The sequence below is a fragment of the Mesorhizobium sp. M9A.F.Ca.ET.002.03.1.2 genome (genome assembly GCF_003952365.1).
In the GTDB taxonomy this organism is placed as follows: domain Bacteria; phylum Pseudomonadota; class Alphaproteobacteria; order Rhizobiales; family Rhizobiaceae; genus Mesorhizobium.
Genome location: NZ_CP034443.1, coordinates 446,827 through 473,720 on the forward strand (window position 1 = coordinate 446,827; position 26,894 = coordinate 473,720).

A 26,894-nucleotide genomic window follows, 5' to 3' on the forward strand; every position below is an offset into this window, starting at 1 on the left:
GCAATCGTACAGGCCAGAGCCAGACTGTCTACCTGTCGCTCGCAGCAACAGCCGGAGAGGCCCAATGATACGCCAATCCAGCCCGTTTTGCGCGACAAAATAAGACAGTACTACTGTCCTAAATTTTTATGACAGAAATTTCAGATGCGCACAAGACCGATTCACAACAATCTTGGGCATTCAGCGACAGAAAATTACGCGCGACCATGTCAAAACGTAACCTTCGGTCGTTTGTCTCCATCCTCGCCTCTCACTGGCTTTACCGCTTTTCCGGCGCCTGGCACTTGCGGGCGGCATGCGAAAGCGGCCAAGGTTGCATCGATTTTCCCAGCACAGGCAAACGCATGATCTTCGCTTCCGACAATTGGGCAGGCGCCCATCCCGACATCGCCGCGGGCCTGTCGGCCCATGCCGGTGGCTTTTCCACGGCCTATGGCGACGGCGCCCTCGACCAGGCCGTCTACCACCGCTTCAACGAAATCTTCGAGCGCGAGGTCGCGGTGTTTTTCGTGGCGACCGGCACTGCTGCCAATTCGCTGTCGCTGACCACCTATAACAAGCCCGGCGGCATTTCTTTCTGCCATCGAGAATCGCACGTCATCGAGGATGAATGCGGCGCGCCGGAATACTTTACCGGCGGCTCACGGCTTTACGCCGTCGACGGTGCGCTGGGCAAGATCGATCCGAACAAGCTGGAAAGGGCTGTGGGCCGGTTCGCGCCTGAAATCGTCCATTCCGGACGCCCGATGGCGGTGACGATCACCCAGTCGACGGAGGTCGGCACCATCTACACGCTGAACGAAATCGCCAGGATTTCGGAGATCGCCAAGCATCACAAACTGCCGCTGCACATGGATGGCGCCCGTTTCGCCAATGCGCTGGTCGCGCTCGACACGACGCCGGCGGAGATGACCTGGAAGCGCGGCATCGACATCCTCTCCTTCGGCGGCACCAAGAACGGCTGCTGGTGCGCCGAGGCTATCGTGCTGTTCGATCTCGACCGCGCCGAGGAACTGGCCTTCCTGCGCAAGCGCGCAGCGCAATTGTTCTCGAAATCACGCTTCGTCGCTGCGCAGTTCGAAGCCTATTTCAAGGACGGCTTATGGCTCGACACGGCCCGGCACGCCAACGCCATGGCGGCGCGCCTTGCAGCAGTGATCGAGGATTCCCCGTCGGCGCGTCTGGCCTGGCTGCCGCAAGCCAACGAGGTCTTCGCGGTGATGAAGAAGGCAGAGGCTGAAAGAGCGCAAGTGGCCGGTGCGGCCTTCTATGACTGGCACAAGCCGCATGGCTTTGACGGCCATATCGGCGCGGACGAGGCGCTCTACCGTTTCGTCACCAGCTTCGCCACCACAGCCGAAGAAGTTGACGGTTTCGGCAACCTGATCGCTGGGTAGCGGCACTCGTCGACCAATAGAAAAGGGCGACGCTTGGCGCCGCCCTTAGTCCCTGACGAGACCGTTTTGGTTACGCAGCTTACGCGGCGTTCTTGGCCTCGATCTGCTTGGCCTTCGCCGAAGACGCGGTGATCGCGATTTTACGGGGCTTCAGTTCCTCGGGGATGTTCCGCTTAAGGTCGACGAAGAGCAGGCCGTTCTTCAGCGTTGCGCCGACGACGTCGACATGGTCGGCAAGCTGGAAGCGGCGCTCGAAGGCGCGCGAAGCGATACCGCGATAGAGCAGTTCGGAGCCTTCGCCATCGCCCGCTTCCTTGCGCTCACCCTTGACGGTCAGCACATTGCGATGGGCTTCGATCGAAATCTCGTCTTCCGAGAAGCCGGCGACCGCCATCGAGATGCGATAGGAATCCTCGCCGGTGCGCTCGATGTTGTAGGGCGGGTAGGTCTGCGCGCCGTCGGGCTGCGCAAGCGAATCGAGCATGGTGAACAGCCGGTCGAAACCGACGGTCGAACGATAGAGCGGGGAAAAATCAACGTGACGCATGATGTGTTCTCCTGTTGAGCAACAAGGTTTGCGTATGGCCGCTGCGAAACCCGTAACGGCGTTCCGGATGGGCCAGCGGCCCCGACATTGGCGGCCGCACTCAACATTTGGGGAGTAGCCGAAAGCATTTCAAGATTTCTCGATGAACGGCAGATGAACCGCGGCTTCGGCGGACGTTCAGCTAAGCGGCGCTAGACTGTTTCCAGGATCAAGCAACAGGCGGCGGTTACGGCGCCGCGCGTCCGCCGGACGCGCAAAGGACGCTGTAACACTTTGATTGCGCATGAACCCCAGCGAAAATCGGGTCCGATTTTCGGGGTCATGCGTAAGGCGCCGCGACGAGGCCGACCGGGTGTAACGTCCCTTCCTCCCGGATCGACAGGGGCCGGAGGCACGCCGCAGGCTGCTTCCGGCCTTGCTCGTTGTCTGCGCTCCACCCACCCGGAACTCCTTTGCTTTTGGCGCATGGGCGTCTATCACCATGCCCTGGGGCTTGCATCCAATGCAGGCCTCAATGCCGGCCCAATACCGGCCCAATACCGGCAATGACATACAAAGAACGAAGTGCCGAATGACGGATCTCCTCCACGAAGTTTCCCTCTTCCACGAAATTCCGGGCAATCCGTCACCGGAAAAAGCGGCCGGCGGTTTCTTCAACACGCGTGACGGCAAGAAGATCCGCCACGGCCTATTTCCCGCCGTTGCCCGCCCGATGAAGGGCACCGTGATCGTCCTCACCGGCCGCAACGAGTGCATCGAGAAATATTTCGAGACCATCCGCAACCTTGCCGATCGCGGCTTCGGCGTTGCGACCTTCGACTGGCGCGGCCAGGGCGGTTCCGACCGGCTGATCGGCGACCCTCAGCGCGGCTATGTCAGAAGCTTCTTCGACTACACCAGCGACCTGGAACAGTTCTTCGAGGAGATCGTGCTGCCCGACTGCCGGGGGCCCTACTACATATTGGCCCATTCGGCAGGGGCGGTGATCACGCTGCTTGCCGCGCCGTCGATGGTGAACCGCGTGCGGCGCATGGTGCTGATTGCGCCGTTCTTGACCGTGCCCGACCTGCCGGTCTCGATAAAGACCGTTCGCCGCCTCTGTTCGTTGTTCTGTTTGCTGGGCCTTGGCCGGCTTTATGCTGCCTGGGGACCACGGCCGAAGGAGCCGGCACCCTTTGCCACCAACAAGGTGACATCAGATCCGGAGCGATATCGGCGCAACACGCTGATCTACGAGACCTACCCGCAACTGGCGCTCGGCGGCCCGACGATCCGCTGGCTGAAAGCGGCGGCGGAGGCGTCGGTAACCATCAGCGATCCGGACTTTATGGCCAGGATCAAGGTCCCCTTGCTGGTGATCGCCGCCGGCGCCGATCAGGTCGTTTCGACCAAGGCCGTGGAAGCCTACGCCAGGCGTCTGCGTCTCGGCTCGCTGCTAACGATCGATGGCGCACGCCATGAAATCCTGCAGGAAGCCGACATCTATCGCGAGCAGTTGCTTGCCGCCTTCGACGCCTTCATCCCCGGAAGCGACGACACGGCCTGATTGAGCACCCCGGCGGTCGTCCCGGCGATGTCCTTTAGCTAGGCTCAGGACCCATTAATTGGTTGAGTTGTCGGCTGGGTGATGATTCAAGGTGGCAGGAGGATGCCACCTTGACTGATTTGCTGATGTTGACCCCGGAGCAGATGCGCCGGATTGAGCCCTATTTCCCGCTTTCGCATGGGGTTCCACGCGTGGACGACCGGCGGGTGCTGAGCGGCATCCTGTTTGTGATCCGCAATGGATTGCGCTGGCGAGATGCCCCTGCCGGCTACGGTCCGCACAAGACCATCTACAACCGCTTCATCCGCTGGAGCCGGCTGGGCGTGTTCAACCGCATCTTGGCCGAGCTAGCCGCGCAAGGTGGCGGTACCGAGAGGCTGATGATCGATGCCACTCATCTCAAGGCGCATCGAACGGCGGCGAGCCTGCTCAAAAAGGGGCTCTACCCCGATGTATCGGACGCAGCCGGGGCGGGCTGACCACCAAACTGCAGGTGGTTTGCGACGGCAAGGGGCGGCCGCTGCTACTCTATCTGAGCGAGGGACAGGCCAACGATCACAAGACTGCTGCCGCAGTTCTCGAGCAGCTACCGCACGCCAGCTTCCTGCTCGCCGACAGGGCCTACAGTTCCGCTGCCTTCCGGCAGGCGCTGGCAGATCGAGGCATCACGCCGTGCATTCCTCCTCATGCCAAACACCGCACAAAGCACGTATACGATCCAATCCTCTACCGACAGCGCCACAAGATCGAGAACATGTTCGCCCGGCTCAAGGACTGGCGTCGCATCCACACCCGCTACGACCGATGCGCTCACACCTTCCTGTCAGCCATTGCCTTCGCCGCAGCATTCATCTTTTGGATCAATGAGTCCTGACCCTAGCCGCGCAGCGCGGCCATCGCAGCGGCATGAAGCTCCGGCGTCGCCGCGGCCAGGATGTCGCCGCCCTTTTCCGCCGGTCCGCCTTCGAAGGTGGTGACGACGCCGCCAGCCTTCTCGATGATCGGGATCAGCGCGACGATATCGTAGGGTTTCAATCCGGGGTCGGCGACGATGTCGACGCTTCCCGCCGCGACCATGGCGAAAGCGTAGCAGTCGGTGCCGTAGCGGGCGAGCTGGACCTGCTGCTCGAACAGATCGTAGCGCAGGCGAGCGTCTCCCTTGAACAGCGCCGGCGTGGTGGTGAACAGCGTTGCCTCGGCCAGGCTCGTCGTCTTGCGTGTCGTCAACCTTCGCGGCCCGCCCGGACCTTCGTAGTGGGCGCCGGAAGCGTTGGCATAGAAAAGCTCGCCGGTGAAGGGCTGCGACATCATGCCGGCAACGGCATCGCCGTCGACCGTCAGCCCGACCAGCGTGCCCCACACCGGCAGGCCGGAAATGAAGGCGCGCGTGCCGTCGATCGGATCGATCACCCAGACATGCCTGCTGGAGATGTTCTCGCTGCCATGCTCCTCGCCGAGAATACCGTGATCGGGATACTCCGCTGATATAAGCGCCCGGATGACCCGCTCGGCCTCGCGGTCGGCCTCGGTGACCGGGTCGAAGCTGCTTTGCTCCTTGTTGGCGACCGCGCCTTGGCTGCGGAAGCGCGGCAAGGTTTCGGCCGCGGCGGCATGCGCAATGCGCCGCATGAAATCGATGCTGATGTCCAACTGATTCTCCCGCTTTGCAGCATGCCGAGACAGTCGTTTGCCTGTGGTTTTCCGCTAAAACAAGGGCGTGCGGAAACTTTTGCGCAGCGGCAACTGTTGCTCGAATGCAACGCTGGCGCCCTCGAAATGCAATTTCCACATCACAGTGAATTAAAAATGTCTGACGGTGCCTTGACATTTGTGCAGCGCACAATAGTTTTGTTCTCGGACAGGTTTTCCTGTCCATGCCCTCCTTGGGCGTTTCCTCCCTAGACTTCGACCGTGTCGTGCAAACGATGCGGTCTTTTTTTCGGCGCGCCGTCCAGCGGACCGTGCGTCTCTCCCGACCCGCACGCTGACGCCTTTATCCAGCGCAAGAGTTCATGTCTGGCGACTTGGCCCCAGGATCCCCTTGGCCTCAGGATCCCTTCGGCGCAGGCCCCTTACAAATCGATTCCGATTTTTGGCGTCATTCGGCGGCAAGCGGCAGATCGATAAAATCGTGATCGGGCATCGCCATCAGGTCGGCCGAGAATTGTGCCAGATCGTCGGCGAGCGCATCGAAGCCGGCGGATTTCTGGAACGTCCGCTCGTTCATGTAAAGCCCGCGATTGACCTCGATCTGCAGTGCATGGAGATGGCGCACCGGGCGGCCGTAATGCTCGGTGATGAAGCCGCCGGCATAGGGCTTGTTATGGGCGACGGTATAGCCCATGCCGATGAGCAGGCCGATCGCCGTCTCCGTCAACGCTGCCGAGGCGGACATGCCGAAACGGTCGCCGACGATGAAGTCCGGCCTGAGACCGTTATCGCCGACCCTGATGCTCGCCGGCATCGAGTGGCAATCGATAAGCACGGCAAAGCCGAACCGCGCATGGGTCCTGGTCAAAAGCCGTTTCAGCGTCTCGTGATAAGGCTTGTAGACAGCCTCGATACGCGCGATGGCTTCCGCCAGCGGCAAGCGGCCGGAATAGATGTCGAGCCCCTCTCCCACCAGCTTGGGCACGGTGCCAAGCCCGCCGGCCACGCGCGCCGAGCGGATATTGCAGAAGGACGGCACGGGTTCGGCGAACATGCGCGGATCGAGTTCCCATGGCTCCCGGTTGACGTCGAGATAGGCGCGCGGAAAGTTTGCCGCCAGCATCGGCGCACCGAGCGCGACGGCGCCGCCGAACAATTCGTCGACATAGCAATCCTCGGACCGTCGGATGGCGTTTCGGTCCAGCCTTGCCATGGCCAGGAACCGGTCCGGATAGTGGCGGCCGCTATGCGGCGAGTTGAAGAGGAAGGGGACGCGCTGTTCAGCGCCCGACCGGATTTCGAAGGGTGGAACGACCGAAAAATCCTCGGCTGCCGTTTTCAATTTGAACGAACCCGGAAATACCAATGCATCATGGTTGGAAAGTGCCACCTCACCGGCCGCATGTCCAGCATTTCGGCGCCCGGATCGCTTCGTTAAATACGGATCGGGCTCTTCATCGTTCACTTGATGTTTACCGTCACCTCCTCATATACAGGATGGTTAACGGGTTTGCCCCACGGCAGTCTCGGGTGGGTGATTCGGACGGGATAAGATGGCACGCATTCTACTGGCGGAAGACGACGACGATATGCGCCGGTTCCTCGTCAAGGCGCTGGAGCGTGCCGGCTACCAGGTCAGCGATTTCGACAATGGCGCCAGCGCCTACGAGCGGCTGCGCGAAGAGCCTTTCTCGCTGCTGTTGACCGATATCGTCATGCCTGAGATGGACGGCATAGAACTCGCCCGCCGCGCCACCGAGATCGATCCCGACCTCAAGGTCATGTTCATCACCGGCTTCGCCGCCGTTGCGCTCAATCCAGACTCCAAGGCGCCGAAAGACGCCAAGGTGCTGTCGAAGCCGTTCCATCTGCGCGATCTCGTCAACGAGGTCGAAAAGATGCTGCAGGCAGCCTGAGCCGATTCTGGCAGGCCTTCGGCCGCCTTCAGCGGTGCGACAGGGCGAGCCTTTCTTTCCCTTTTCCTGCTATTGACGCGCTGAGCCAAAAATGGTGTATGCGCGGCTTCGGATGGGCGTGTAGCTCAGCGGGAGAGCACTGCATTGACATTGCAGGGGTCACAGGTTCAATCCCTGTCACGCCCACCATCCAGACAATCCGCCCTGAAAACGTGGGACGCCCGCCCCGGCTTGAACCAGGACGGGGCGGGGTCCGGATCATTGTGGCCTTGGATCCGGCGTATGTCCCGGCCTGCCGCCATTGCCTTCCCGGCAGTTGGTGTCGCCAACGCCGCAGCATTTGCCGTGGTAGACGGTTTTTGTATTTGGTTTGTCGCACTCTCTCGTCACCGTTGTCTGACAACCCGCCAACACCGAAGCTGAAACGGCGGCAAGAAAGATATTTCGTATCGCAATAGACATGAGAAGTTCTCCATGATTGACCGCGCTTTTGCAGACGCAGTGCTTGGTCGCTTCTCAGGCAGGATTGGTTCACAAGAAAATTGAAGGACATGCCGAAACGTGCGCGAAGCCGTCCGCTTCAAGGCACCGCATGAGCTTCGCGACCTGCTTCAGGCCGCCCAGGGGCTGTCATCTCCAGCGGCAATCAGCGCGTTGAAAGTCAGGCGGCGCCGAGGCGGAGATCGCCCTTCTCGATATGCTGGAGAAACCACGCATAGGTCTCCTCCAGTCCGCTGTGGAGCGAGTACCGCGGGCGCCAGCCCGTGGCAAACAGGCGCGACACGTCCATCAGCTTGCGCGGCGTGCCGTCCGGCTTCGTCGCATCGAATGTGAGCGTGGCATCGGCGCCGACGACGGAGAGCATGGTGCGGGCCAGCTCGGCAATGGTGATGTCTTCGCCCGAGCCGACATTGACGTGGCTGTCGCCGGCGTAGTTTTTCAGCAGCCAGACCAGGGCATCGGCGGCGTCGTCGACATGCAGGAATTCGCGCATCGGCGTGCCCGATCCCCAGACCTCCAGGGTCTTGGCGCCGGCCCGCTTGGCCTGGTGCGCCTTGCGCATGAGAGCCGGTACGACATGGCTGCTGGAGAGGTCGAAATTGTCGCCCGGACCGTAGAGGTTGGTCGGCATCGCCGAGATGTACTCGACACCATATTGGCGCCGATAGGCTTGGCACAGTTTCAGCCCGGCGATCTTGGCGATCGCATACCATTCGTTGGTCGGCTCGAGCGGCCCGGTCAGCAAGGCGTCCTCGGAGATCGGCTGTGCCGCGAACTTCGGATAGATGCAGGACGAACCGAGGAACAGCAATTTCTGCACCTCGTTGCGAAAGGCGCTCTCGATGACGTTGGTCTGCATGACGAGATTGTCCTGCAGGAAATCCACCGGCAATCTGTCGTTTGCCAGGATGCCGCCAACCTTGGCCGCCGCCATCACCACCGCGTCCGGCCTGTGGTCGGCCATCCAGCGCCGCACGCCGGCCTGGTCCATCAGGTCGAGTTCATCGCGGGACGCGGTCAAGACCTCGCAATCCTCGTCCGCCAGCCTGCGCAATATGGCCGAGCCGACCATGCCCCGATGCCCGGCCACGAAAACGCGCTTGCCCTGAAGTTCGAAATCCATTGGCGTATCCCTGTGCAGAACGGCCGCTATGACCATCTGGCGTCGGCGCGCCGGATGGGCCTGCGTCGGACGCATACCGCATACAGATTTGGCCGGACAAGGCAAATCGAAGATTTGGGCGAAGTCTTGCGGTAAACAGTCAGACACCCGCGACGGCGCACAGGCTCTTCATTCTTGCGACGGCAAGCTCCGGGTCGGCCAGCAATCCTGCCTGGTCGGCTAGGCGGAAGACATCGGCATAGTGGCGGATGCCGCGCGCCGATTGCATGCCGCCGACCATCGAAAAATGCTCCTGATGGCCGTTCAGCCATGCGATGAAGACGATACCGGCCTTGTAGTATTCGGTCGGCGCCTCGAAGATTTTTCGCGACAGTGGCACGGTCGGCGCCATCAGTGCGTCATAACCGGCGCGGTCGCCGTCAGCCAGTTTCGCCAGCGCGGCATTGGCGACCGGCGCGATGGCATCGAAAATGCCGAGCAACGCGTGCGAGTGTCTTTCGCCATCGCCGGCGATCAGTTCGGGGTAGTTGAAGTCGTCGCCGGTGAACATAACGACCCCGTCAGGCAGCCGGTTCCGCAGGGCAACCTCTTTGCCGACGTCGAGCAGCGATATCTTGATCCCCTCGACCTTCTCGGCGTGTCTTTCGATGACGGCGACCACCGTGTCGAGCGCGGTGTCGAAATTGCCGCTGCCCCAATAGCCCTTGAGCGCCGGATCGAACATGTCGCCCAGCCAGTGCAGGATCACCTTGCCGGACGCCTGTGAGAGGATGCGGTCGTAGACGCGCGCGTAGTCATCTGGCCCCTTGGCCACGGCAGCCAGCGCCCGGCTAGCCATCATGATCGCCTTGCCGCTCAGGCCCTCGATGAAACCGAACTGCTCTTCATAGGCCGCGACCACGTCGTCGAGCCCCTTAGCGGCATCTGGCGCCAGATGGTCTGTCCCGGCACCCGAGGCGAGATCGGCGCCTTCAACCGTTCGCGCCTCGGCGATCGAGCGGCGGATCAATTCCCTGGCGTTTGCCCAGTCGAAACCCATGCCGCGCTGCGCGGTGTCCATCGCCTCGGCGACACGGAAGCCGAGCCGCCAGAGATGATGGCGGAACGCCATCGTACGCTCCCAGTCGACCGCGGGGTGAGACCATGGATCGGTCATTGCCAGAGGATCGGCAACGACATGGGCGGCGGCATAGGCGATGCGCGAAAACCGCGCACCGATCACCGGCTGCGCCGGCTGGCCGACAAGGCGGTAGCGCGTGCTGCGACCGCCCTCTTCGGGCAAGGCAATGTCCATCGATCTCTCCCTTGGCCGAGCCTATAAATGGAACGTTCCAATAGATCAAGAGCCTTTCTGATTATGCGCCCCGCTCTCGCAAGATGTTGCGTCGCAGCACAAATCCCTTGGAAAGGGCCAACATTACGCGGCTAAACTCCCGTTTTCCGATTGGGAAAAAATCCTGATTGACTCAAATCCAACAATGGGATTAGAACGTTCCAATAAAATCTGACAAAAAATAACCGGGAGGACGGATCTGGATGGCCAGCAGGGCAAAGGCGACGATACTCGACATTGCCCGCGAGGCGGGCGTGTCCAAGTCGACGGTGTCGCTCGTGCTGCAGGGCAGCGGGCTGATCCGGCCTGAAACGGCGCTGAAGGTTCGCAAGGCGATCGAGGATGTCGGCTATGTCTACAACCGCGGCGCCGCCAATCTGCGCAAGGCCCATTCCAATGTCATCGGCATGGTCATCAACGACCTCACCAACCCCTTTTTCGCTGAAATGGCGGTCGGTATGGAGCGCGTCTTCCAGTCGGCGGGCATCGTGCCGTTCATCGCCAACACGGCGGAGAACCCGGTGCGCCAGGAAGAAGTGCTGAAATCGCTTATGGAGCAAGGTGTCGCCGGGCTCATCGTGTCGCCGGCGCGCGGCACGGCATCAGGTGCTTTCCGCCGCATCGAGACGGCGGGCCTTCCGGTCGTCTTCACCATGCGCCGCCTTCCCGAGAGCCGCATCCCGGTGATCGCGCCCGACAATCATCGCGGCGCCTGGCTCGCCACCGCCCATCTGATCGGCAAAGGGCATCGCCGGCTGGCCTTCTTCGGCGGCTCGTCGGATCTGGTGGTCTATCATGAGCGCCTGGGCGGTTTTCGCGAGGCCTGCGAGACGCTCGGCATCGCCGCACGCGATACGCTCGTCGTCGAAGGCGAGACCAGCCGTAAGGGCGGCATTGCCTGTCTGGAAACGGCCCTCGCGATGGCCGAGCCGCCGACCGCGGCGCTGTGCTTCAACGATGCGGTCGCCTTCGGCGTCATGCTGGCGCTGCGCAAGCGCGGCCTTGAGCCCGGCGCGGATTTCGCCGTCGTCGGCTTCGACGACGTGGTCGAAGCCCAGCATTACATGCCGGCGCTGACCAGCGTCGCGGTGGATTCGGCGGGCCTCGGCGAGCGCGCCGCCCATGTCATGCTGAAGATGATCCAGTCGCGTACCACGCGCGCCGAGGATCATATCGGCGCCGTCAACCTCGTGGTCAGGGACAGTTGCGGTCCCGATCGTCGTGCGGGAATGGGAGACGCGGCATGACCGTGAAATGGGGACTGATCGGCGCAAGCACGATCGCAAGGCAATTCATGATCAGCGCCATCCGCGCGCAACCGAACAGCGGGATCGCGGCGGTGATGAGCTCCAGCCCGGAGCGCGCCACGTCCTATGCGAAGGAGAATGGCATTCCGCTCGCCGTCGCGACGCTCGATGAACTGCTCGGCTCCGACATCGACGCCGTCTACATCTCGACCACCAACGAATTGCATCTCGAACAGGCTTTAGCCGCCATCAAGGCGGGCAAACATGTGTTGTGCGAAAAGCCGCTGGCGCTGACCAGCGACGATGCGCGCAAGATGGTCGCCGCCGCTAAGGCGGCGGCCGTCGTGCTCGGCACCAATCACCACCTGCGCAATGCCGGCTCGCACCGGGCGATGCGCGAAGCCATTGCCGCCGGCCGCATCGGCAAGCCGATTGCCGCGCGCGTCTTCCACTCCGTCTATCTGCCGGAAAGCCTGCAGGGTTGGCGCATCACCAGGCCGGATGCGGGTGGTGGTGTCGTGCTCGACATCACCGTGCACGATGCCGACACGCTGCGCTTCGTGCTCGGCGATGATCCGCTCGAGGTTTCGGCCTTCACGCAGACCGCAGGCATGGCCGCCGGCGGGCTGGAAGATGGCGCCATGTGCATCTGGCGCTTCAGATCGGGCGTCATCGCGCAGTCGCATGAGGGCTTCACCACCAAATTCGCCGGCACCGGCTTCGAGGTGCATGGCAGCGAAGGCTCGCTAATCGCGAAAGATGTGATGACCCAGAAGCCGATCGGCTCCGTGCTGCTGCGCACGGCAAAGGGCGAGGAGGAATTGAGCTTCGACCGCGAGGATCTCTACGTCAGGTCGGTGCGGCAGTTCCAAGCGGCGATACGCGGCGATGGCCAGCCGTCGGCTACCGGCGAAGACGGCATCTGGTCGCTGACATCAGCCGAAGCGGCGTTGCAATCAGCCAGATCCGGCAAGGCCGTCGCGGTCGATCCGAAACTCGGGAGCGCAGGATGAGCAAGCTGGTCTCCGCAGCGCGGGCCGCGAGCCTGATCAGGGACGGCATGGTCGTTTCCGTCTCGTCGTCGAGCGGTCTCGGCTGCCCGGATGCGGTGCTTGCCGCGATCGGCGAACGCTTCGAGACTGAGGGCCATCCGAGGAACATCACGACGCTGCACCCGATCGCCGCCGGCGACATGTACGGCATCAGGGGTATCGACCATCTGGCCAAGCCCGGCCTGTTGCAGCGCACGCTGTGCGGCTCCTATCCGTCCGGCCCCTCCTCCTCGGAACCGCCGCAGATCTGGAAGATGATCGGCGACAATTCGGTCGCTGCCTACAATGTGCCCTCCGGCATCCTGTTCGACATGCATCGTGAGGCCGCCGCCAAGCGGCCGGGCGTGCTGACCAAGGTCGGCCTCGACACCTTCGCCGATCCACGTCATCAGGGCTGTGCCATGAATGCGGCCGCCAGCGAGCCGATCGTTTCGGTGCAGCAGTTCGACGGTGAGGAATGGCTCTATTTCCGCTCGATCGTGCCTGATGTCTCGATCATCCGCGCAACGACGGCCGACGAGCGCGGCAACCTCACCTATGAGCACGAGGGCGCCTATCTCGGCGGGCTGGAACAGGCGCTCGCCGCCCGAAACAATGGCGGCATCGTCATCGCGCAGGTCAAGCGCGTCGTCGAGAACGGCACGCTGAAGCCGCACGACGTGCGCGTGCCCGGCGTGCTGGTCGACCATATCGTGGTGGCGCCCGACCAGTTGCAGACGACGCTGACGCCTTACGACCCGGCGATCTCGGGCGAGATCTTCCGGCCGCTGTCGACCTTCCGCAACGCCGAGATGAGCGTCCAGAAGGTGATCGCGCGGCGCGTCGCGATGGAGCTTGCCGACGGCATGGCCGTCAACATCGGCTTCGGCATCTCGGCCAACGTGCCGCGCATCCTTCTCGAGGAAGGCCAGCACGGCAAGGTCATCTGGGTGATCGAACAGGGCGCGGTCGGCGGTGTGCCGCTCCTCGACTTCAAGTTCGGCTGCTCGTCGAATGCCGATGCCTTCATGCCCTCGCCGCACCAGTTCATCTACTTCCAGGGCGGCGGCTTCGACGCGTCGCTGCTGTCTTTCCTGCAGATCGACCGCCATGGCTCGGTCAACGTGTCGAAGCTTTCGGCCCGCCCGCATGTCACCGCCGGCGCCGGCGGCTTCGTCGACATCACCGCGCGGGCGAAGAAGATCGTCTTTTCCGGTTTCTTCAATGCCGGCGCCAAGCTGTCGCTGGCCGATGGCGGCATCCGCATCGACGGGGAAGGCAAGGTCAAGAAGGTGGTCGGCGAGGTCGAGCACATCTCGTTTTCGGGCAAGCGCGCGGTCGCGCAAGGACAGGACATCACCTATGTCACTGAGCGCTGCGTGATGAAGTTGACGCCGGATGGGCTGATGGTGACCGAGCTGGCACCCGGGATCGACCTTCAGCGCGACGTGCTGGCGCAGGCCGAGATTCCGCTCGGTGTCGCCAACGATCTGAAAGTGACACCGGACGCACTCTACCGGGATCGGCCGATCGGCCTGTCGCTCAATGGCGGCGCCTCGCGTGGAGGCACGCATGGCTGAGCGTCTCGTCACCTTTGAAGCTGACGGCGCCATCGGCATCGTCACGCTGCGCCGGCCGGAGAAATTCAACGCGCTCGACATCCCGATGCTGCGCGCACTGGAAGCCGCGCTCGACCAAGCGGAGGCTGCGGAAGGTATCCGCGCCGTGCTGCTGTGTGGCGAAGGCAAGGGTTTTTGCTCGGGCGGCGACGTCGAGGCGTGGTCGCAAATGAGCGCCGCCGATTTCCAGGTGCAATGGGTGCGTTATGGCCATCGTGTCTTCGACCGGCTGGCGCGGCTGCGGCAGCCGACCATCGCCGTGCTATCCGGCCATGCGCTGGGCGGCGGTCTGGAACTGGCGGTCGCCTGCGACTTCCGCATGGCGGAAACGCAAGTGAAGCTCGGCTTCCCCGAAACCTCGATCGGCGTGGTGCCCGGCTGGTCCGGCACGCAGCGCGCGGTGCGCCGCTTCGGCGCGCAGACGGTGCGGCGCATGGCGCTCGGCGGCGAGGTTTTTCTCGCCTCCGAGGCACTCGCTCTCGGTATCGTCGATCGGGTGGTAGAGACCGGCAACGCACTCGCCGAGGCCAAGGCCTGGGGAGAAAAAATCGCCGAGCGCGGACCTTTGGCGACGGAGGCCGCCAAGCTGATGATGGCGGTGGCGGAAGGCGAAGAAAGTGCCGCCGCAACCGAAGCGCTGGCCAGCGGCTTCATCGCGCTGACCGGCGACCTCAAGGCCGGTGTCGGCGCTTTCAAGGCCAAACAGAAACCAGCATTTTCAAGATCGTAAGCGGAATCCAGAAACATATGAACTTGCCCCTCAAGATCACCATGCCCGCTGAGGCATCCGCAGCACCGAAGACTTATCGGCTGCTGATCGACGGCAAGCATGTCGATGCCCGCGACGGCCGGATGCTGGAGCGCCAGAGCCCCGGCCATGGCTTCACCGTTTCGCGCTATGCGCAAGCCGGCGCGGCGGACGTCGAGGCTGCGGTGACCGCCGCGCACAAGGCCTTCGAGACCGGCCCCTGGCCGCGCATGAAGGCAGCAGAGCGGGCCGCGATCCTGCTCAAGGCGGCGGACCTGATTGAGGCGCGGCTCGAGGAGATCGCCCGGCTCGACGCGCTGGAATCCGGCAAGCCGATCGCCCAGGCGCGCGGCGAGATCGGCGGCGCCGTCGACATCTGGCGCTATGCCGCATCCCTTGCCCGCATGCTCCATGGCGAAACCTATGCCAATCTCGGCGACGCCATGCTGGGCGTCGTGCTGCGCGAGCCGATTGGCGTCGTCTCGATCATCACGCCGTGGAATTTCCCGTTCCTCATCGTCAGCCAGAAACTGCCGTTCGCGCTCGCGGCAGGCTGCACGGCGGTGGTCAAGCCGAGCGAGATGACCTCGGCCTCAACTTTCGTGCTCGGCGACATCCTGATGCAGGCCGGCTTGCCGGATGGCGTCGTCAACATCCTCGCCGGCCTGGGCGCCGATGTCGGCGTAGCGATGGTCAGCCATCCGCTGGTCGAGATGGTGTCGTTCACCGGCTCCACCCGGGTCGGCAGGATGACCATGGCGTCGGCTGCGAACTCGCTGAAGAAAGTCTCGATGGAGCTTGGCGGCAAGAACGGCCAGATCGTCTTTCCAGATGCCGATCTCGAAGCCGCCGCCGACGCGGCGGTCTTCGGCGGCTTCTTCAATGCCGGCGAGTGCTGCAACGCCGGCAGCCGGCTGATCGTCCATGAGGCGATCGCCGACGACTTCCTCGGCGTGGTGAAGGCGCTCACCGCCAGGGTTACCGTCGGCGATCCGCTCGACGACGGCACCAAGGTCGGTGCGATGATCTCTTCCGACCATTTGGCCAAGGTGACCGGCTACGTGGCGGCAGCGGCAAACGACGGCGGCAGTGTCTATAGCGGCGGCAATCGGATCGCCTCCAGTGCCGGTCAGTATCTCGACCCGACCATCATCCGCGGCGTGACCGAAGACATGGCCATTGCGCGCGAGGAAGTGTTCGGCCCGGTGCTCTCGGTGCTGACCTTTGAATCGATTGAGAAGGCGTTGCGCATCGCCAACGACACGCCCTATGGTTTGTCGGCGGGCGTGTGGAGCGCGAGCATCGACACCTGCATGTCGGTGGCGCGGAATGTGCGTTCGGGAACCGTTTGGGTGAACACTTTCATGGAAGGTTATCCCGAGCTGCCTTTCGGAGGCTACAAGCAGTCCGGTCTCGGACGCGAACTCGGCAAGCGCGCCGTTGAGGATTATACCGAGGAAAAGACAATCCAGTTTCATCGCGGCCAGCGCACCGGATGGTGGGTCGGCTGAGTTGGGAAGAACCCGGTGGACATCCGCCGGTCGTGTAACTGCAACAAGGGAGGAAGTACATGTTGCGCAAATTGCTTATCGGAACGGCTCTCGGGTCGGGTCTTGCGTTCGCGGCCCATGCCCAGGACGTCAAGGAAGTCGAGATGCTGCATTGGTGGACGTCTGGCGGCGAAGCGGCTGCCTTGAACGTGCTCAAGGAGGATCTGGCCAAGCAAGGCTTTGCCTGGAAGGACGTGCCGGTGGCCGGCGGCGGCGGCGACGCTGCCATGACCGCGCTGAAGGCGATGGTCGCGGCCGGCAACTACCCGACCGCCTCGCAGATGCTCGGCTACACCGTGCTCGATTATGCCGAGGCCGGCGTGATGGGCGACCTGACCGAGACGGCGGTAAAGGAAGGCTGGGACAAGTCCGTTCCGGCCGCCCTGCAGAAGTTCTCGGTCTATGACGGCAAGTGGGTCGCGGCTCCGGTCAACGTCCATTCGGTCAACTGGCTGTGGATCAACAAGGCCGTGATGGACAAGATCGGCGGCACCGAGCCCAAGACCTTCGACGACTTCGTCGCGCTGCTCGACAAGGCCAAGGCGGCGGGCGTCATCCCGCTCGCGCTCGGCGGCCAGAACTGGCAGGAAGCCACCATGTTCGATTCGGTCGTGCTGTCGACTGGCGGGCCTGAGTTCTACAAGAAGGCCTTCAACGACCTCGACGAGGAATCCCTGAAGTCCGACACGATGAAGAAGTCGTTCGACAACCTCGCCAAGCTCGTCACCTATGTCGATCCGAACTTCTCGGGCCGCGACTGGAACCTCGCCACCGCCATGGTCATCAAGGGCGATGCCCTGGTGCAGGTCATGGGCGACTGGGCCAAGGGCGAATTCAACGCCGCCAAGAAGACCCCGGACACCGACTACCTGTGCTATCGCTTCCCGGGCACCGACGGCAGCGTGGTCTACAACTCCGACATGTTCGGCATGTTCGACGTTCCGGACGATCGCAAGGCCGCCCAGGCCGCCCTGGCCACCGCCACTTTGTCGAAGAGCTTCCAGTCGGCCTTCAACGTCGTCAAGGGCTCGGTCCCGGCCCGCACCGACGTGCCCGACACCGACTTCGACGCTTGCGGCAAGAAGGGCATAGCCGACCTGAAGGCCGCTAACGATGGCGGCACGCTGTTCGGTTCGCTGGCGCAAGGCTATGGCGCGCCGCCAGCCGTCGCCAATGCTTACAAGGACGTCGTCTCGAAGTTCGTCCACGGCCAGATCAAGACCTCGGACGAGGCCGTGACGCAGCTGGTCAGCGCGATCGAAGACGCCAAGTAGGGCCTCCTCCGCTGGAAACACCTTCCCCGCGCAAGCGGGGGAGGTTCTCCCGAGGCAAAGGTTGGAGCCGTTTTGATCGACACGTTTCGGGGTGCCGGTGGGCTCCAAGATACCCGATGAGTCGATCCCGGATGAGCCGTTACTGGATGAGCCAATGAGCACGGTTGCCGAAACCAATATCAAGCCGACGCCGGAGCGTGGTGCGCGCCCGGGAGCCTCCATGCGTTCGCGCCTGCAGGACGCGCTGCCGAAAATCGTGCTGGCGCCAAGCTTTGCGATCACTGTCGTCTTCGTTTACGGCTTCATTCTGTGGACGGTCTATCTGTCCTTCACCAACTCCAAGACCTTCCCGTCCTATGCCATATCAGGGTCACGCGCCTATCAGCGGCTGTGGCGCTGGACCTTCGAGAGCGACCCGCCGTCGAGCTGGTACACGTCGATCACCAACATGGGCATTTTCGGCTTTCTCTACGTCTTCATCTGCCTGGCGCTCGGCCTGTTGCTGGCGATCCTGCTCGACCAGAAGATCCGCGGCGAAGGCATGTTGCGGCCGATCTATCTCTACCCGATGGCGCTGTCCTTCATCGTCACCGGCGTCGCCTGGAAATGGTTCCTCGATCCCGGCCTCGGCCTTGAGCAGACGCTGCATCAATGGGGCTGGACGAGCTTCCATTTCGACTGGATCAAGAACAAGGATTTCGTCATCTACACCGTGGTGATCGCCGGCGTCTGGCAGGCCTCGGGCTTCATCATGGCGATGTTCCTCGCCGGCCTGCGCGGCATTGACGGCGAGATCATGAAGGCGGCGCAGATCGATGGCGCCACCACTTTCCAGCTCTATCGCCGCATCGTCATCCCGCTGCTGCGGCCGGTGTTTCTCTCGGCCTTCATCGTGCTCGCCCACCTCGCCATCAAGTCCTACGATCTGGTCGTCGCGCTGACCAGCGGCGGGCCGGGCGGCTCGGCCTGGCTGCCGTCGAACTTCATGTATGAGTACACCTTCAAGCGTAACGAAATGGCCGTCGGCTCGGCCAGCGCCGTGATCATGCTGATGACCATCACCGCGATCATCGTACCCTATCTCTATTCCGAGCTCAGGGAGAAGCCGCGATGAGCGTCATTGCTTCGCCCGCTCGCCAGAGCACTGGCGGCACCAGCGCCAGGACAATCAACCGCATCGTCATCTACGGGCTGCTGGCGCTGTTCGCACTGTTTTACCTGATGCCTCTGTTCGTCATGCTGGTGACCTCGTTCAAGACCATGGAGGAGATCCAGAACGGCAACATGCTGGCGCTGCCGCAGGCGCCGACCTTCGAGCCTTGGGCGAAAGCCTGGGGCGAGACCTGCGTCGGCCTCACCTGCGCCGGCATCAAGGGCTATTTCTGGAATTCCATCAAGATGGTGGTTCCGGCAGTGCTGATCTCGACCCTGCTCGGCGCCCTCAACGGCTATGTCTTGACCAAATGGCGCTTCCGCGGCCACACGCTGGTCTTCGGCCTGATGCTGTTTGCCTGCTTCATCCCGTTCCAGTCAGTGCTGTTGCCGATGGCGACGATCCTCGGCAGCCTCGGCCGCTTCGGCGTGACGCTGCGCAACGCAACGGGGTTTTCGTTCGGCTTGGGCAATCCGACCGTCAACCTCGTCTTCGTTCACGTCGTCTACGGCCTTGGCTTCACCACCTTGTTCTTCCGCAACTACTACGAGGCTTTCCCGACCGAGCTTATCAAAGCGGCACAGGTCGACGGGGCCAGCTTCTTCCAGATCTTCCGGCGCATCATGCTGCCGAATTCGATGCCGATCTTCGTCGTCACCGTCATCTACCAGTTCACCAACATCTGGAACGACTTCCTGTTCGCCTCCGCCTATGCCGGCACGGGCGACGCGATGCCGATGACCGTGGCGTTGAACAACGTCGTCAACACCTCGACCGGCGTCGTCGAATACAACGTCAACATGGCGGCGGCTATGATCGCCGCACTGCCTACCCTTCTCGTCTACGTGGTCGCTGGCCGCTATTTCGTGCGTGGCCTGATGGCCGGCGCCGTCAAAGGATAATCGGATGGCTTTTCTCGAAATTGCTGGGCTGAAGAAGCGGTTCGGATCGGTGGAGATCCTGAAGGGGATCGACGTCGATCTCGAAAAGGGCGGCTTCCTCGTGCTGGTCGGCCCGTCCGGCTGCGGCAAGTCCACCCTGCTCAACACCATCGCCGGCCTCGAAACCATCACCGAAGGCGAAATCCGCGTCGACGGCCGCACGATTAACGATCTTCATCCTTCGAAGCGCGACATCGCCATGGTGTTCCAGAGCTATGCGCTCTATCCCAACATGACAGTAGCCGGAAACATTGCCTTCGGCATGGAGATGCGCGGCGTACCGGCTCAGGAGCGCCAGAAGGCGATCGACAAGGTGGCGAAAGTCCTGCAGATCGGCCATCTTTTGCAGCGCAAGCCGAGCCAGCTCTCCGGCGGCCAGCGCCAGCGCGTCGCCATGGGCCGGGCGCTGGTGCGCGACCCCAAGCTGTTCCTGTTCGACGAGCCGCTCTCCAATCTTGACGCCAAGCTGCGCGTCGACATGCGCATCGAGATCAAGCGCCTGCACGCGACCACCGGCACCACGATCGTTTATGTCACCCACGATCAGATCGAGGCAATGACGCTGGCCACCAAGATCGCGGTGATGCGTGACGGCGAGGTGCAGCAGTTCGGCACGCCGGCCGAGATCTACAACAACCCGACCAATCTGTTCGTTGCCGACTTCATGGGCTCGCCGGCGATGAACCTGGTCCCGGCGACGATCGGCGGCAATGGCAATGCACTCTCTGTGGTGCTGCAGCGCGAGGCGCGCGATCCGATCTCGCTGCCTCTGGCCAATGCGCCTGCCGGCCTGTCGGCATTCCAGGGCAAGCCGATCATATTCGGCGTCCGTCCCGAGGCGCTGACCGATCCTGAAGGCGCCGAGCGCAACGCGTCGAACATCGCCACCGCCGACTGCCACATCGAGGTCGTCGAGCCGGCAGGCTCCGACACCTTCGCCGTGACCAATCTCGGCGGCAAGGCCGTGGTGGCGCGGCTGCGCGCCGACGCCAACATCCAGCCGGGCACCAGCACGCCGCTGGCCTTCAACTTGACCAAAGCGGTGTTCTTCGATCCCGCGACCGAGAACCGTATCCTCTGACGGCTATGGCAAACCCCGACATCGTCATCATCGGCTCCGGCATCGGCGGCGCCACGATCGCTTCCGGCCTTGCCGGCAGCGGTGCCTCGATCCTGATGCTGGAGCGGGGCGAACCGCTGCCGGCGACGCCGCATACGCGCGACACGCGCGCCATCTTCGTCGATGGCCACTACCGGCCGAAGGAGATGTGGCGCGAGGCCGGCGGTGCAGCCTTCAATCCCGGCAACTACTACTATGTCGGCGGCAATTCGAAATTCTACGGCGCGGTGCTGATCCGCTACCGCAGGCAAGACTTTTCAGCCATGGAGCATTATGGCGGCGTCTCGCCGGCCTGGCCGTTTTCCTATGAGGAGTTCGAGCCATGGTACTCCAAGGCCGAACAGCTTTTTCGCGTGCGCGGCGCACTCGGCGAAGACCCGACCGAGCCGTTCCACTCGATCCCTTACGCCTTCGGGCCGGTGCCGGACGAGCCGCCGATCGCGCGTGCGCGTGCCGAACTCAAGGGCCTCGGCCTGCACCCGGCATCGCTACCGCTCGGCGTCGATATCGACGCCTGGCTGAAGGACGGCAAGACAGGCTGGGACGCTTTTCCCAACACCGGCACCGGCAAGGTCGATGCGCAATCCGGACCGCTGACGGCGGCGCTTGCCGACCAGAACATCCGGCTCGAGACCGGCGCTCATGTCGAATATCTCGAAGCCGCGAGCGACGGCAAAACCATCGCGGCCGTCCACTACAACCAAAACGGCGAGTTAAAGAAAGTCACGCCGAAGCTGGTCATCCTCTCGGCCGGCGCGGTCAATTCAGCGGCCATCCTGCTGCGTTCGCCCTCCCCCGATGGCAAGGGAGGTGGCAAGGGCCTCGCCAACCGCTCCGACCACGTCGGCCGCAACTTCATGAACCACAATTCCAGCGCCATGCTGGCGATCGACCCGCGCCGCAGGAACACATCGGTCTACCAGAAGACGCTGATGCTCAACGACTACTATCTGTCTGACGGCAAGGGCGGCAAGCCGCTCGGCAACGTCCAGCTTCTGGGCAAGATCGACGGCAACATTCTGAGGGCCAACGTCAAGCTTGCACCCGGATTCGCGCTGGACTTCATGGCCGGCCACGCCGTCGACTGGTACCTGATGTGCGAGGACCTGCCCGATCCCGAAAGCCGCATCATGGTCGACGGCAAGGATATCGTCATGCAGTGGCGGCGCTCCAACATGCAGTCGCTCGACGGGCTGACCAAGGTGATGCGCGAGAATTTCCGCGCCTGCGGCTATCCGATCGTCCTGTCGCGACCCTTCGACAAGCGCACACCGTCGCACCAATGCGGCACGGTGAAGATGGGCGACGATCCGGCGACCTCGCCGCTTGATCCCTTCTGCCGGTCATTCGACCACAAGAACCTGTTCGTCGTCGATGCCGGCTTCCTGCCGAATTCGGCCGCAGTCAACCCGGCGCTGTCGATCGCAGCACAAGCGCTGCGCGTCGCCGACCACATCCGCAAGACGGAGCTTGTCACATGATCGGGTTGCGCTGCCCCTCATCCGCCTGCCGGCACCTTCTCCCCGTGAACGGGGAGAAGACTGCTGGCCGCAACCCCGGCGTCCTTCTTGCGATGCCAGCGATTAGCGAAAGCGGCGGCGAGAGCGTCCTTCTCCCCGTCACTATACGGGGAGAAGTGCCCGGCAGGGCGATGAGGGGCGGTGCCGATTTCCGCAAGGCTAACCCCCAATGACCCGCCCGGCAGCCATCGTCACCGGCGGCGCGCGCGGCATCGGCCTTGCCTGCGCCGAGGCGCTGGCCGATACGGGCTTCGATATCCTTGTCGTTGATCTTGCCGAAAAAGCCGCCGACGGGCTTGCCGCCAACATCACGGCGCGCGGCGCGAAATTCGTCTACCACCGCAGTAACATCGCCGATCTCGACAGCCATGCAGCGCTGGTCGATGCCGCGACCGGCGCCTTCGGCCGCATCGACTGCCTGGTCAACAATGCCGGCATCGGCGCCGTCGTGCGCGGCGACCTGCTGGAATTGAAACCGGAGAATTTCGACCGGATCCTTGGCATCAATCTGCGTGGCACCGTCTTCCTCAGCCAGGCAGTCGCCAGGGCGATGCTTGCAGCGCCAAGCGATCATGCAAAATCGATCATAACCATCACCTCGGTCAGTGCCGAAATGGCCTCTCCGGAACGCTCTGACTACTGCATCTCCAAGGCCGGGCTGTCGATGTGGGTGAAGAACCTGGCGCTCAGGCTCGCCCCCGAAAACATCGGCGTCTTCGAACTGCGGCCGGGCATCATTCGCACCGACATGACAGCGGGTGTCGCAGCCAAATACGATGCGCTGATCGATAGCGGGCTGGTGCCGGCCAGACGCTGGGGCGAAGCCGCCGATGTCGGCGCCGCAGTCGCCGCGCTCGCCGGCGGCAAGCTCGGCTTTTCGACTGGCTCGATCATCAATGTCGACGGCGCGCTGTCGGTGCCGAGACTGTGAGCAGGTGACGTCATGACCGATTACATCATCGTTGGCGCCGGCCCGGCAGGCTGCGTCCTGGCCAACCGGCTGAGCGAATATCCGTCGCATCGGGTGCTGCTGCTCGAAGCCGGCGGCAAGGACTGGCACCCGCTGATCCACATGCCGGCCGGCTTCGCCAAGATGACCAAGGGCATCGCCTCCTGGGGCTGGTCGACCGTACCGCAGAAGCACATGAAGGACCGCGTCTTCTGGTACACGCAGGCCAAGGTGATCGGCGGCGGCTCCTCCATCAACGCTCAGATCTACACGCGCGGCAATGCCCGCGATTACGACGCCTGGGAGAAGGAAGAGGGCCTTGCCGGCTGGGGCTACCGCGACGTGCTGCCCTATTTCAAGCGGGCCGAGAACAACCAGCGCTACGCCAACGATTTTCACGGCGACCAGGGCCCGCTCGGCGTCTCGAACCCAATTGCGCCGCTGCCGATCTGCGAAGCCTATTTCCGCGCCGGACAGGAGATAGGCATTCCCTTCAATCCGGACTTCAACGGGATAGCCCAGGAAGGCGTCGGCTACTATCAGCTGACGCAGAAGGACGCGAGGCGCTCCTCCGCCTCGGTCGCCTATCTCAGGCCGATCCGCGAGCGTAAGAATCTGACCGTCAGGACCGGCGTGCTGGTGACGCGCATTGTCATCGACAAGGGCCGCGCCGTCGGCGTCGAGATCGTCGACAGGCCTGGCGGCCAGCCGACGATGCTGCGTGCCGAGCGCGAGGTGATCGTCTCGTCCGGCTCCATCGGCTCGCCGAAACTCTTGATGCAGTCGGGCATCGGCCCGGCCGACCACCTGAAATCGGTCGGCGTGACGCCGGTGCACGATCTGCCCGGCGTCGGCTCCAACCTGCAGGACCATCTCGACCTGTTCGTCATCGCCGAATGCACCGGCGACCATACCTACGACAACTATGCCAAGCTGCACCGGACGGCTTGGGCCGGCCTGCAATATTTGCTTCTGAAGAAGGGCCCGGTTGCCTCCAGCCTGTTCGAGACCGGGGGCTTCTGGTACGCCGACCCGACCGCCGCCTCGCCCGACATCCAGTTCCATCTCGGGCTCGGTTCCGGCATCGAGGCCGGGGTCGAAAAGCTCAGGAATCCGGGCGTGACGCTGAACTCGGCTTTCCTGCGTCCGCGCTCGCGCGGCACGGTGCGGCTGAACAGCGCCGACCCGGCCGACCACCCGCTGATCGATCCGAATTACTGGTGCGACCCCTATGACCGCGACATGTCGATCAAGGGCCTAAAGCTGGCGCGCGAGATCATGAGGCAGAAGGCGCTTCAACCCTATATCCTGCGCGAAGTGCTGCCCGGCCCTGCCCTGCAGAGCGGTGACGAACTGTTCGACTATGCCTGCCGCAGTTCCAAGACCGACCACCATCCTGTCGGCACCTGCCGCATGGGCCATGACGCGATGAGCGTGGTGACGCCCGACCTCAGGCTGCGCGGCATCGAGGGCTTGCGCGTCTGCGATGCCTCGGTAATGCCGCGCATCCCCTCTTCCAACACCAATGCGCCGACCATCATGGTCGGCGAAAAAGGCGCCGATCTGATCCTTGGCCGCGAGCCGCTGCCGCCGGCGGTCTTCTCAGGCAATCGCGCAGCGTAGGGAGTAGAAAAATGATCAGGCACTGTGTTTTTGGCAGATTCCGCGACGATGTCGACGCCACCGAGCGTGCGGCGATCCATGCCGACCTCGAGGCACTGCGGCGGGTGGTCGACGGCATGGGCAAGGTCGAATTCAGCGCCAACACCAGCCCGGAACCGTTCGCCCGCGGCTTCACGCACGGCTTCACCATCGACTTCCACGACGCCGCCGCGCGCGACGCCTATCTGGTGCATGACGATCACAGCCGAGCTGGCGCCCGGCTGGTCGCCGCGCTTGAAGGCGGCACGGATGGGCTGATGGTGTTCGATCTGGAGATAAGCGCTTAGCCTATCCAAGCCTCAGCGCGACGACACCGGCAACGATGCTGAGCACCGCGGCACCCCGCCAGGCCGTCATCCTCTCGCCAAGCGCAAACACCGAGATCATCATGGCGAACAGGATCGAGGTTTCGCGCAGCGCCGCGACCGAGGCGATCGGCGCCTTGGTCATCGCCCACATCACGATCCAGTAGGCGGCGCCGCTGAGCACGCCGGTGTACACGCCCGCCTTCCAGTCGCGCGCCAGCACCGGCAGCGCCTGTGGCCCGCGGAAGATCAGGCACAGCACCAGCGCCCACAGCGCATCGCAGACGAACAGCCATGCGGCATAGCTCGAGGCCGTCGCTGCCAGCCGCGCGCCGCTGCCGTCGGACAGCGTGTAGCTGGCGATGAAGATCGAGGTGCCCAGCGCGAAGCCGACCGCACGCAGGTTCAGCCGCTCCAGATGCGCGCCGCCGCGAAACGACAGCACCAGCGTGCCGGCCGACAACAGAACAATGCCGAGAACGGCGAGCGGCGCCGGAACTTCGGCAACGACCACCATGCCGCCCAACGCGGCAAGCAGCGGCGCGGTGCCGCGCGCCAGCGGATAGGTCTGGGCGAAATCGCCGGCCTTATAGGCGCCGATCAGGAACGTCCTGTAGCCCATATGGAAGATCACCGAGGCGATGATGTATGGCCACACTTCCGCTTTCGGCACCTCGACGAAAGGCAGCGCCAGAAGCGCCACGGCGCCCATGCCAAGCGTCATCAGCGTGATCGACAGGAAGCGGTCGAGATGGACCTTGACCAGCGCGTTCCAGATCGCGTGCATGGCCGCGGCAGCAAGAACCGCGAAGAAGACAAGCAAGGTCATCGGCGGCTCATGCGCCTCCGGTCCCTGTCGCCAACGGTGTTTCCAGGTCGATGTCGACCCGCAGCGGAAAATGGTCGGAGGCGATTTCGCCGATATCGGCGCTGACCGAGCGCACGCGTCCGGCAAACATGCCGCCGACGAAGCAATGGTCGAGCCGTCGCTTTGTCAGCCTGCCGTCGATTGTCTTCACATGGGTGTGGAAATCCGACGTCGGTTCGCTGGCGACGGCGGCGGCATCGACAAAACCATCGAGATAGGCAGCGCCCCGATGATAGGGCGTGCTGCCGACGATGCGCCGGTACTCAGTGCTGCCCGGCTCCATGTTGAAATCGCCCATCCAGATCGCCGCCAGCGGGTTTTCCGGCTCCGGCTCGCCATTGCTCCAGTTGCGCGACGGTTCATCGTCGGCGCCGCTCCACGGGCCGCCGTCGATTGGTGCCCGGCGATGTTCGGCGAGCAGGTAGTCGATTTGCTCCAGCCGCTCCTCGGCGGCGATATGCGCGAGATGCAGCGACAGCACCCGCACCGGACCGGCAGGGGTGCGGATCATGCATTCGAGCGCCGTGTTACGGGTGTTGAGCGGACGCATCGTGCGGCGCAGCGGCAGCGTGTGCAGCCGCGACCAGACGATCGGCAGCTTCGACAGCACCATGGTGCCGAATTGCCGCCGCCGGTTGATCACGCGGCCGTCGCGCCGCTCGCTGGCATCCATGTCGAAGGCGGGGCCGTAGACGCAATAGTATTCGGGCAGCAGCCGCGAAAGGATGTCCGGCTGGTCGTCCTCGTTGGTCCGCTGCCAGTGCCGTTCCACTTCCTGCAACGCGATGATGTCGGCGCCGGCGATAACCTTGGCACAGCGCGCGAGATCGTAGCGGCCGTCGCCGCCGAACCCGTACTGGATGTTGTAGCTGACCAGCTTCATTGCTTAACCGG

The 26,894-nt window shown here is 63.4% G+C and carries 25 protein-coding genes and 1 tRNA gene; 18 read left to right on the forward strand and 8 right to left on the reverse strand.

Translation table 11 applies throughout. The features are described from left to right. Nucleotides 1–344 precede the first annotated feature (344 nt). Nucleotides 345–1,397, forward strand: a complete 1,053-nt coding sequence (locus tag EJ066_RS02200) for a low specificity L-threonine aldolase (protein WP_126034606.1) — start codon at nt 345–347, stop codon at nt 1,395–1,397. Nucleotides 1,398–1,476: 79 nt separating this feature from the next. Here the strand turns inward: EJ066_RS02200 and EJ066_RS02205 are convergent, their stop codons facing one another. After that, on the reverse strand, nt 1,477–1,944 hold the full coding sequence (locus EJ066_RS02205; RefSeq protein ID WP_126034607.1) for an Hsp20 family protein: 468 nt from the start codon (nt 1,942–1,944) through the stop codon (nt 1,477–1,479). 571 nt (nt 1,945–2,515) lie between these two features. On the opposite strand from EJ066_RS02205, the gene EJ066_RS02210 reads away from it, so the two are divergent. Then, nucleotides 2,516–3,490, forward strand: coding sequence for an alpha/beta hydrolase (locus tag EJ066_RS02210; protein ID WP_126034608.1), 975 nt, complete (start codon nt 2,516–2,518; stop codon nt 3,488–3,490). Nucleotides 3,491–3,600: 110 nt separating this feature from the next. Beyond that, nucleotides 3,601–4,364, forward strand: a protein-coding gene (locus tag EJ066_RS02215) for an IS5 family transposase (protein ID WP_126034609.1) whose coding sequence is annotated in 2 segments (ribosomal slippage) — nt 3,601–3,934 and nt 3,934–4,364 — 765 coding nt in all. Because the reading frame shifts where the segments join, the coding sequence is not laid out codon by codon here. Between the two features lie 2 nt (nt 4,365–4,366). Here EJ066_RS02215 and hisN read toward each other — a convergent pair. Both hisN and EJ066_RS02225 read right to left on the reverse strand, forming a co-directional pair. Continuing rightward, the gene (gene hisN / locus EJ066_RS02220; protein ID WP_126034610.1) at nt 4,367–5,140 is read right to left on the reverse strand and encodes a histidinol-phosphatase; all 774 of its coding nucleotides are present in this window, start codon (nt 5,138–5,140) and stop codon (nt 4,367–4,369) included. Between the two features lie 448 nt (nt 5,141–5,588). Further along, a complete protein-coding gene (locus EJ066_RS02225) occupies nt 5,589–6,530 on the reverse strand; it encodes an N-formylglutamate amidohydrolase (protein WP_126034611.1) in 942 nt (313 codons plus the stop codon). 163 nt (nt 6,531–6,693) lie between these two features. Here EJ066_RS02225 and EJ066_RS02230 point away from each other — a divergent pair, with 163 nt between their 5' ends. Next, a complete protein-coding gene (locus EJ066_RS02230) occupies nt 6,694–7,056 on the forward strand; it encodes a response regulator (RefSeq protein ID WP_006199474.1) in 363 nt (120 codons plus the stop codon). 114 nt (nt 7,057–7,170) lie between these two features. Continuing rightward, nucleotides 7,171–7,245, forward strand: a tRNA-Val gene (locus tag EJ066_RS02235). Between the two features lie 69 nt (nt 7,246–7,314). Here the strand turns inward: EJ066_RS02235 and EJ066_RS02240 are convergent. The 3 genes from EJ066_RS02240 to EJ066_RS02250 all read right to left on the reverse strand — a co-directional run bounded on the left by EJ066_RS02240 (nt 7,315) and on the right by EJ066_RS02250 (nt 9,974). Next, entirely contained in the window at nt 7,315–7,518 is a 204-nt protein-coding gene (locus EJ066_RS02240) for a hypothetical protein (protein WP_126034612.1), read from the reverse strand. A gap of 199 nt (nt 7,519–7,717) precedes the next feature. Beyond that, nucleotides 7,718–8,680, reverse strand: a complete 963-nt coding sequence (locus EJ066_RS02245) for a GDP-L-fucose synthase (RefSeq protein ID WP_126034613.1) — start codon at nt 8,678–8,680, stop codon at nt 7,718–7,720. Nucleotides 8,681–8,819: 139 nt separating this feature from the next. Continuing rightward, a complete protein-coding gene (locus EJ066_RS02250) occupies nt 8,820–9,974 on the reverse strand; it encodes a dihydrodipicolinate synthase family protein (protein WP_126034614.1) in 1,155 nt (384 codons plus the stop codon). 242 nt (nt 9,975–10,216) lie between these two features. Here EJ066_RS02250 and EJ066_RS02255 point away from each other — a divergent pair, with 242 nt between their 5' ends. The 13 genes from EJ066_RS02255 to EJ066_RS02315 all read left to right on the forward strand — a co-directional run bounded on the left by EJ066_RS02255 (nt 10,217) and on the right by EJ066_RS02315 (nt 25,114). Continuing rightward, nucleotides 10,217–11,260: a LacI family DNA-binding transcriptional regulator gene (locus EJ066_RS02255; protein ID WP_126034615.1), complete on the forward strand. Its 1,044-nt coding sequence runs from the start codon at nt 10,217–10,219 to the stop codon at nt 11,258–11,260. Next, the gene (locus tag EJ066_RS02260; RefSeq protein WP_126034616.1) at nt 11,257–12,273 is read left to right on the forward strand and encodes a Gfo/Idh/MocA family oxidoreductase; all 1,017 of its coding nucleotides are present in this window, start codon (nt 11,257–11,259) and stop codon (nt 12,271–12,273) included. The genes EJ066_RS02255 and EJ066_RS02260 overlap by 4 nt, the downstream gene beginning before the upstream one ends. Beyond that, a complete protein-coding gene (locus tag EJ066_RS02265; RefSeq protein ID WP_126034617.1) occupies nt 12,270–13,871 on the forward strand; it encodes an acyl CoA:acetate/3-ketoacid CoA transferase in 1,602 nt (533 codons plus the stop codon). Before EJ066_RS02260 ends, EJ066_RS02265 begins: the two co-directional genes overlap by 4 nt. Next, the gene (locus tag EJ066_RS02270; protein ID WP_126034618.1) at nt 13,864–14,640 is read left to right on the forward strand and encodes an enoyl-CoA hydratase/isomerase family protein; all 777 of its coding nucleotides are present in this window, start codon (nt 13,864–13,866) and stop codon (nt 14,638–14,640) included. Before EJ066_RS02265 ends, EJ066_RS02270 begins: the two co-directional genes overlap by 8 nt. A gap of 17 nt (nt 14,641–14,657) precedes the next feature. Then, complete coding sequence (locus EJ066_RS02275) at nt 14,658–16,169, forward strand: aldehyde dehydrogenase family protein (RefSeq protein ID WP_126034619.1); 1,512 nt, start codon at nt 14,658–14,660, stop codon at nt 16,167–16,169. 59 nt (nt 16,170–16,228) lie between these two features. Then, the gene (locus EJ066_RS02280; protein ID WP_126034620.1) at nt 16,229–17,482 is read left to right on the forward strand and encodes an ABC transporter substrate-binding protein; all 1,254 of its coding nucleotides are present in this window, start codon (nt 16,229–16,231) and stop codon (nt 17,480–17,482) included. Between the two features lie 154 nt (nt 17,483–17,636). Next, nucleotides 17,637–18,596: a sugar ABC transporter permease gene (locus tag EJ066_RS02285; RefSeq protein WP_126034621.1), complete on the forward strand. Its 960-nt coding sequence runs from the start codon at nt 17,637–17,639 to the stop codon at nt 18,594–18,596. Further along, on the forward strand, nt 18,593–19,537 hold the full coding sequence (locus tag EJ066_RS02290; RefSeq protein WP_126034622.1) for a carbohydrate ABC transporter permease: 945 nt from the start codon (nt 18,593–18,595) through the stop codon (nt 19,535–19,537). The genes EJ066_RS02285 and EJ066_RS02290 overlap by 4 nt, the downstream gene beginning before the upstream one ends. Before the next feature lie 4 nt (nt 19,538–19,541). Then, entirely contained in the window at nt 19,542–20,657 is a 1,116-nt protein-coding gene (locus tag EJ066_RS02295) for an ABC transporter ATP-binding protein (RefSeq protein ID WP_126034623.1), read from the forward strand. 5 nt (nt 20,658–20,662) lie between these two features. Next, the gene (locus tag EJ066_RS02300) at nt 20,663–22,177 is read left to right on the forward strand and encodes a GMC family oxidoreductase (protein ID WP_126034624.1); all 1,515 of its coding nucleotides are present in this window, start codon (nt 20,663–20,665) and stop codon (nt 22,175–22,177) included. Between the two features lie 208 nt (nt 22,178–22,385). Then, nucleotides 22,386–23,147, forward strand: coding sequence for a 3-ketoacyl-ACP reductase (locus EJ066_RS02305; protein ID WP_126034625.1), 762 nt, complete (start codon nt 22,386–22,388; stop codon nt 23,145–23,147). 12 nt (nt 23,148–23,159) lie between these two features. Next, nucleotides 23,160–24,788, forward strand: a complete 1,629-nt coding sequence (locus tag EJ066_RS02310; RefSeq protein ID WP_126034626.1) for a GMC family oxidoreductase N-terminal domain-containing protein — start codon at nt 23,160–23,162, stop codon at nt 24,786–24,788. Between the two features lie 11 nt (nt 24,789–24,799). Beyond that, a complete protein-coding gene (locus EJ066_RS02315) occupies nt 24,800–25,114 on the forward strand; it encodes a Dabb family protein (RefSeq protein ID WP_126034627.1) in 315 nt (104 codons plus the stop codon). A 1-nt stretch (nt 25,115) separates the two neighbouring features. On the opposite strand, the gene EJ066_RS02320 is transcribed toward EJ066_RS02315, so the two are convergent. Beyond that, complete coding sequence (locus tag EJ066_RS02320; RefSeq protein ID WP_126034628.1) at nt 25,116–25,961, reverse strand: EamA family transporter; 846 nt, start codon at nt 25,959–25,961, stop codon at nt 25,116–25,118. 7 nt (nt 25,962–25,968) lie between these two features. Then, on the reverse strand, nt 25,969–26,883 hold the full coding sequence (locus EJ066_RS02325; RefSeq protein WP_126034629.1) for an endonuclease/exonuclease/phosphatase family protein: 915 nt from the start codon (nt 26,881–26,883) through the stop codon (nt 25,969–25,971). Nucleotides 26,884–26,894 lie beyond the last annotated feature (11 nt).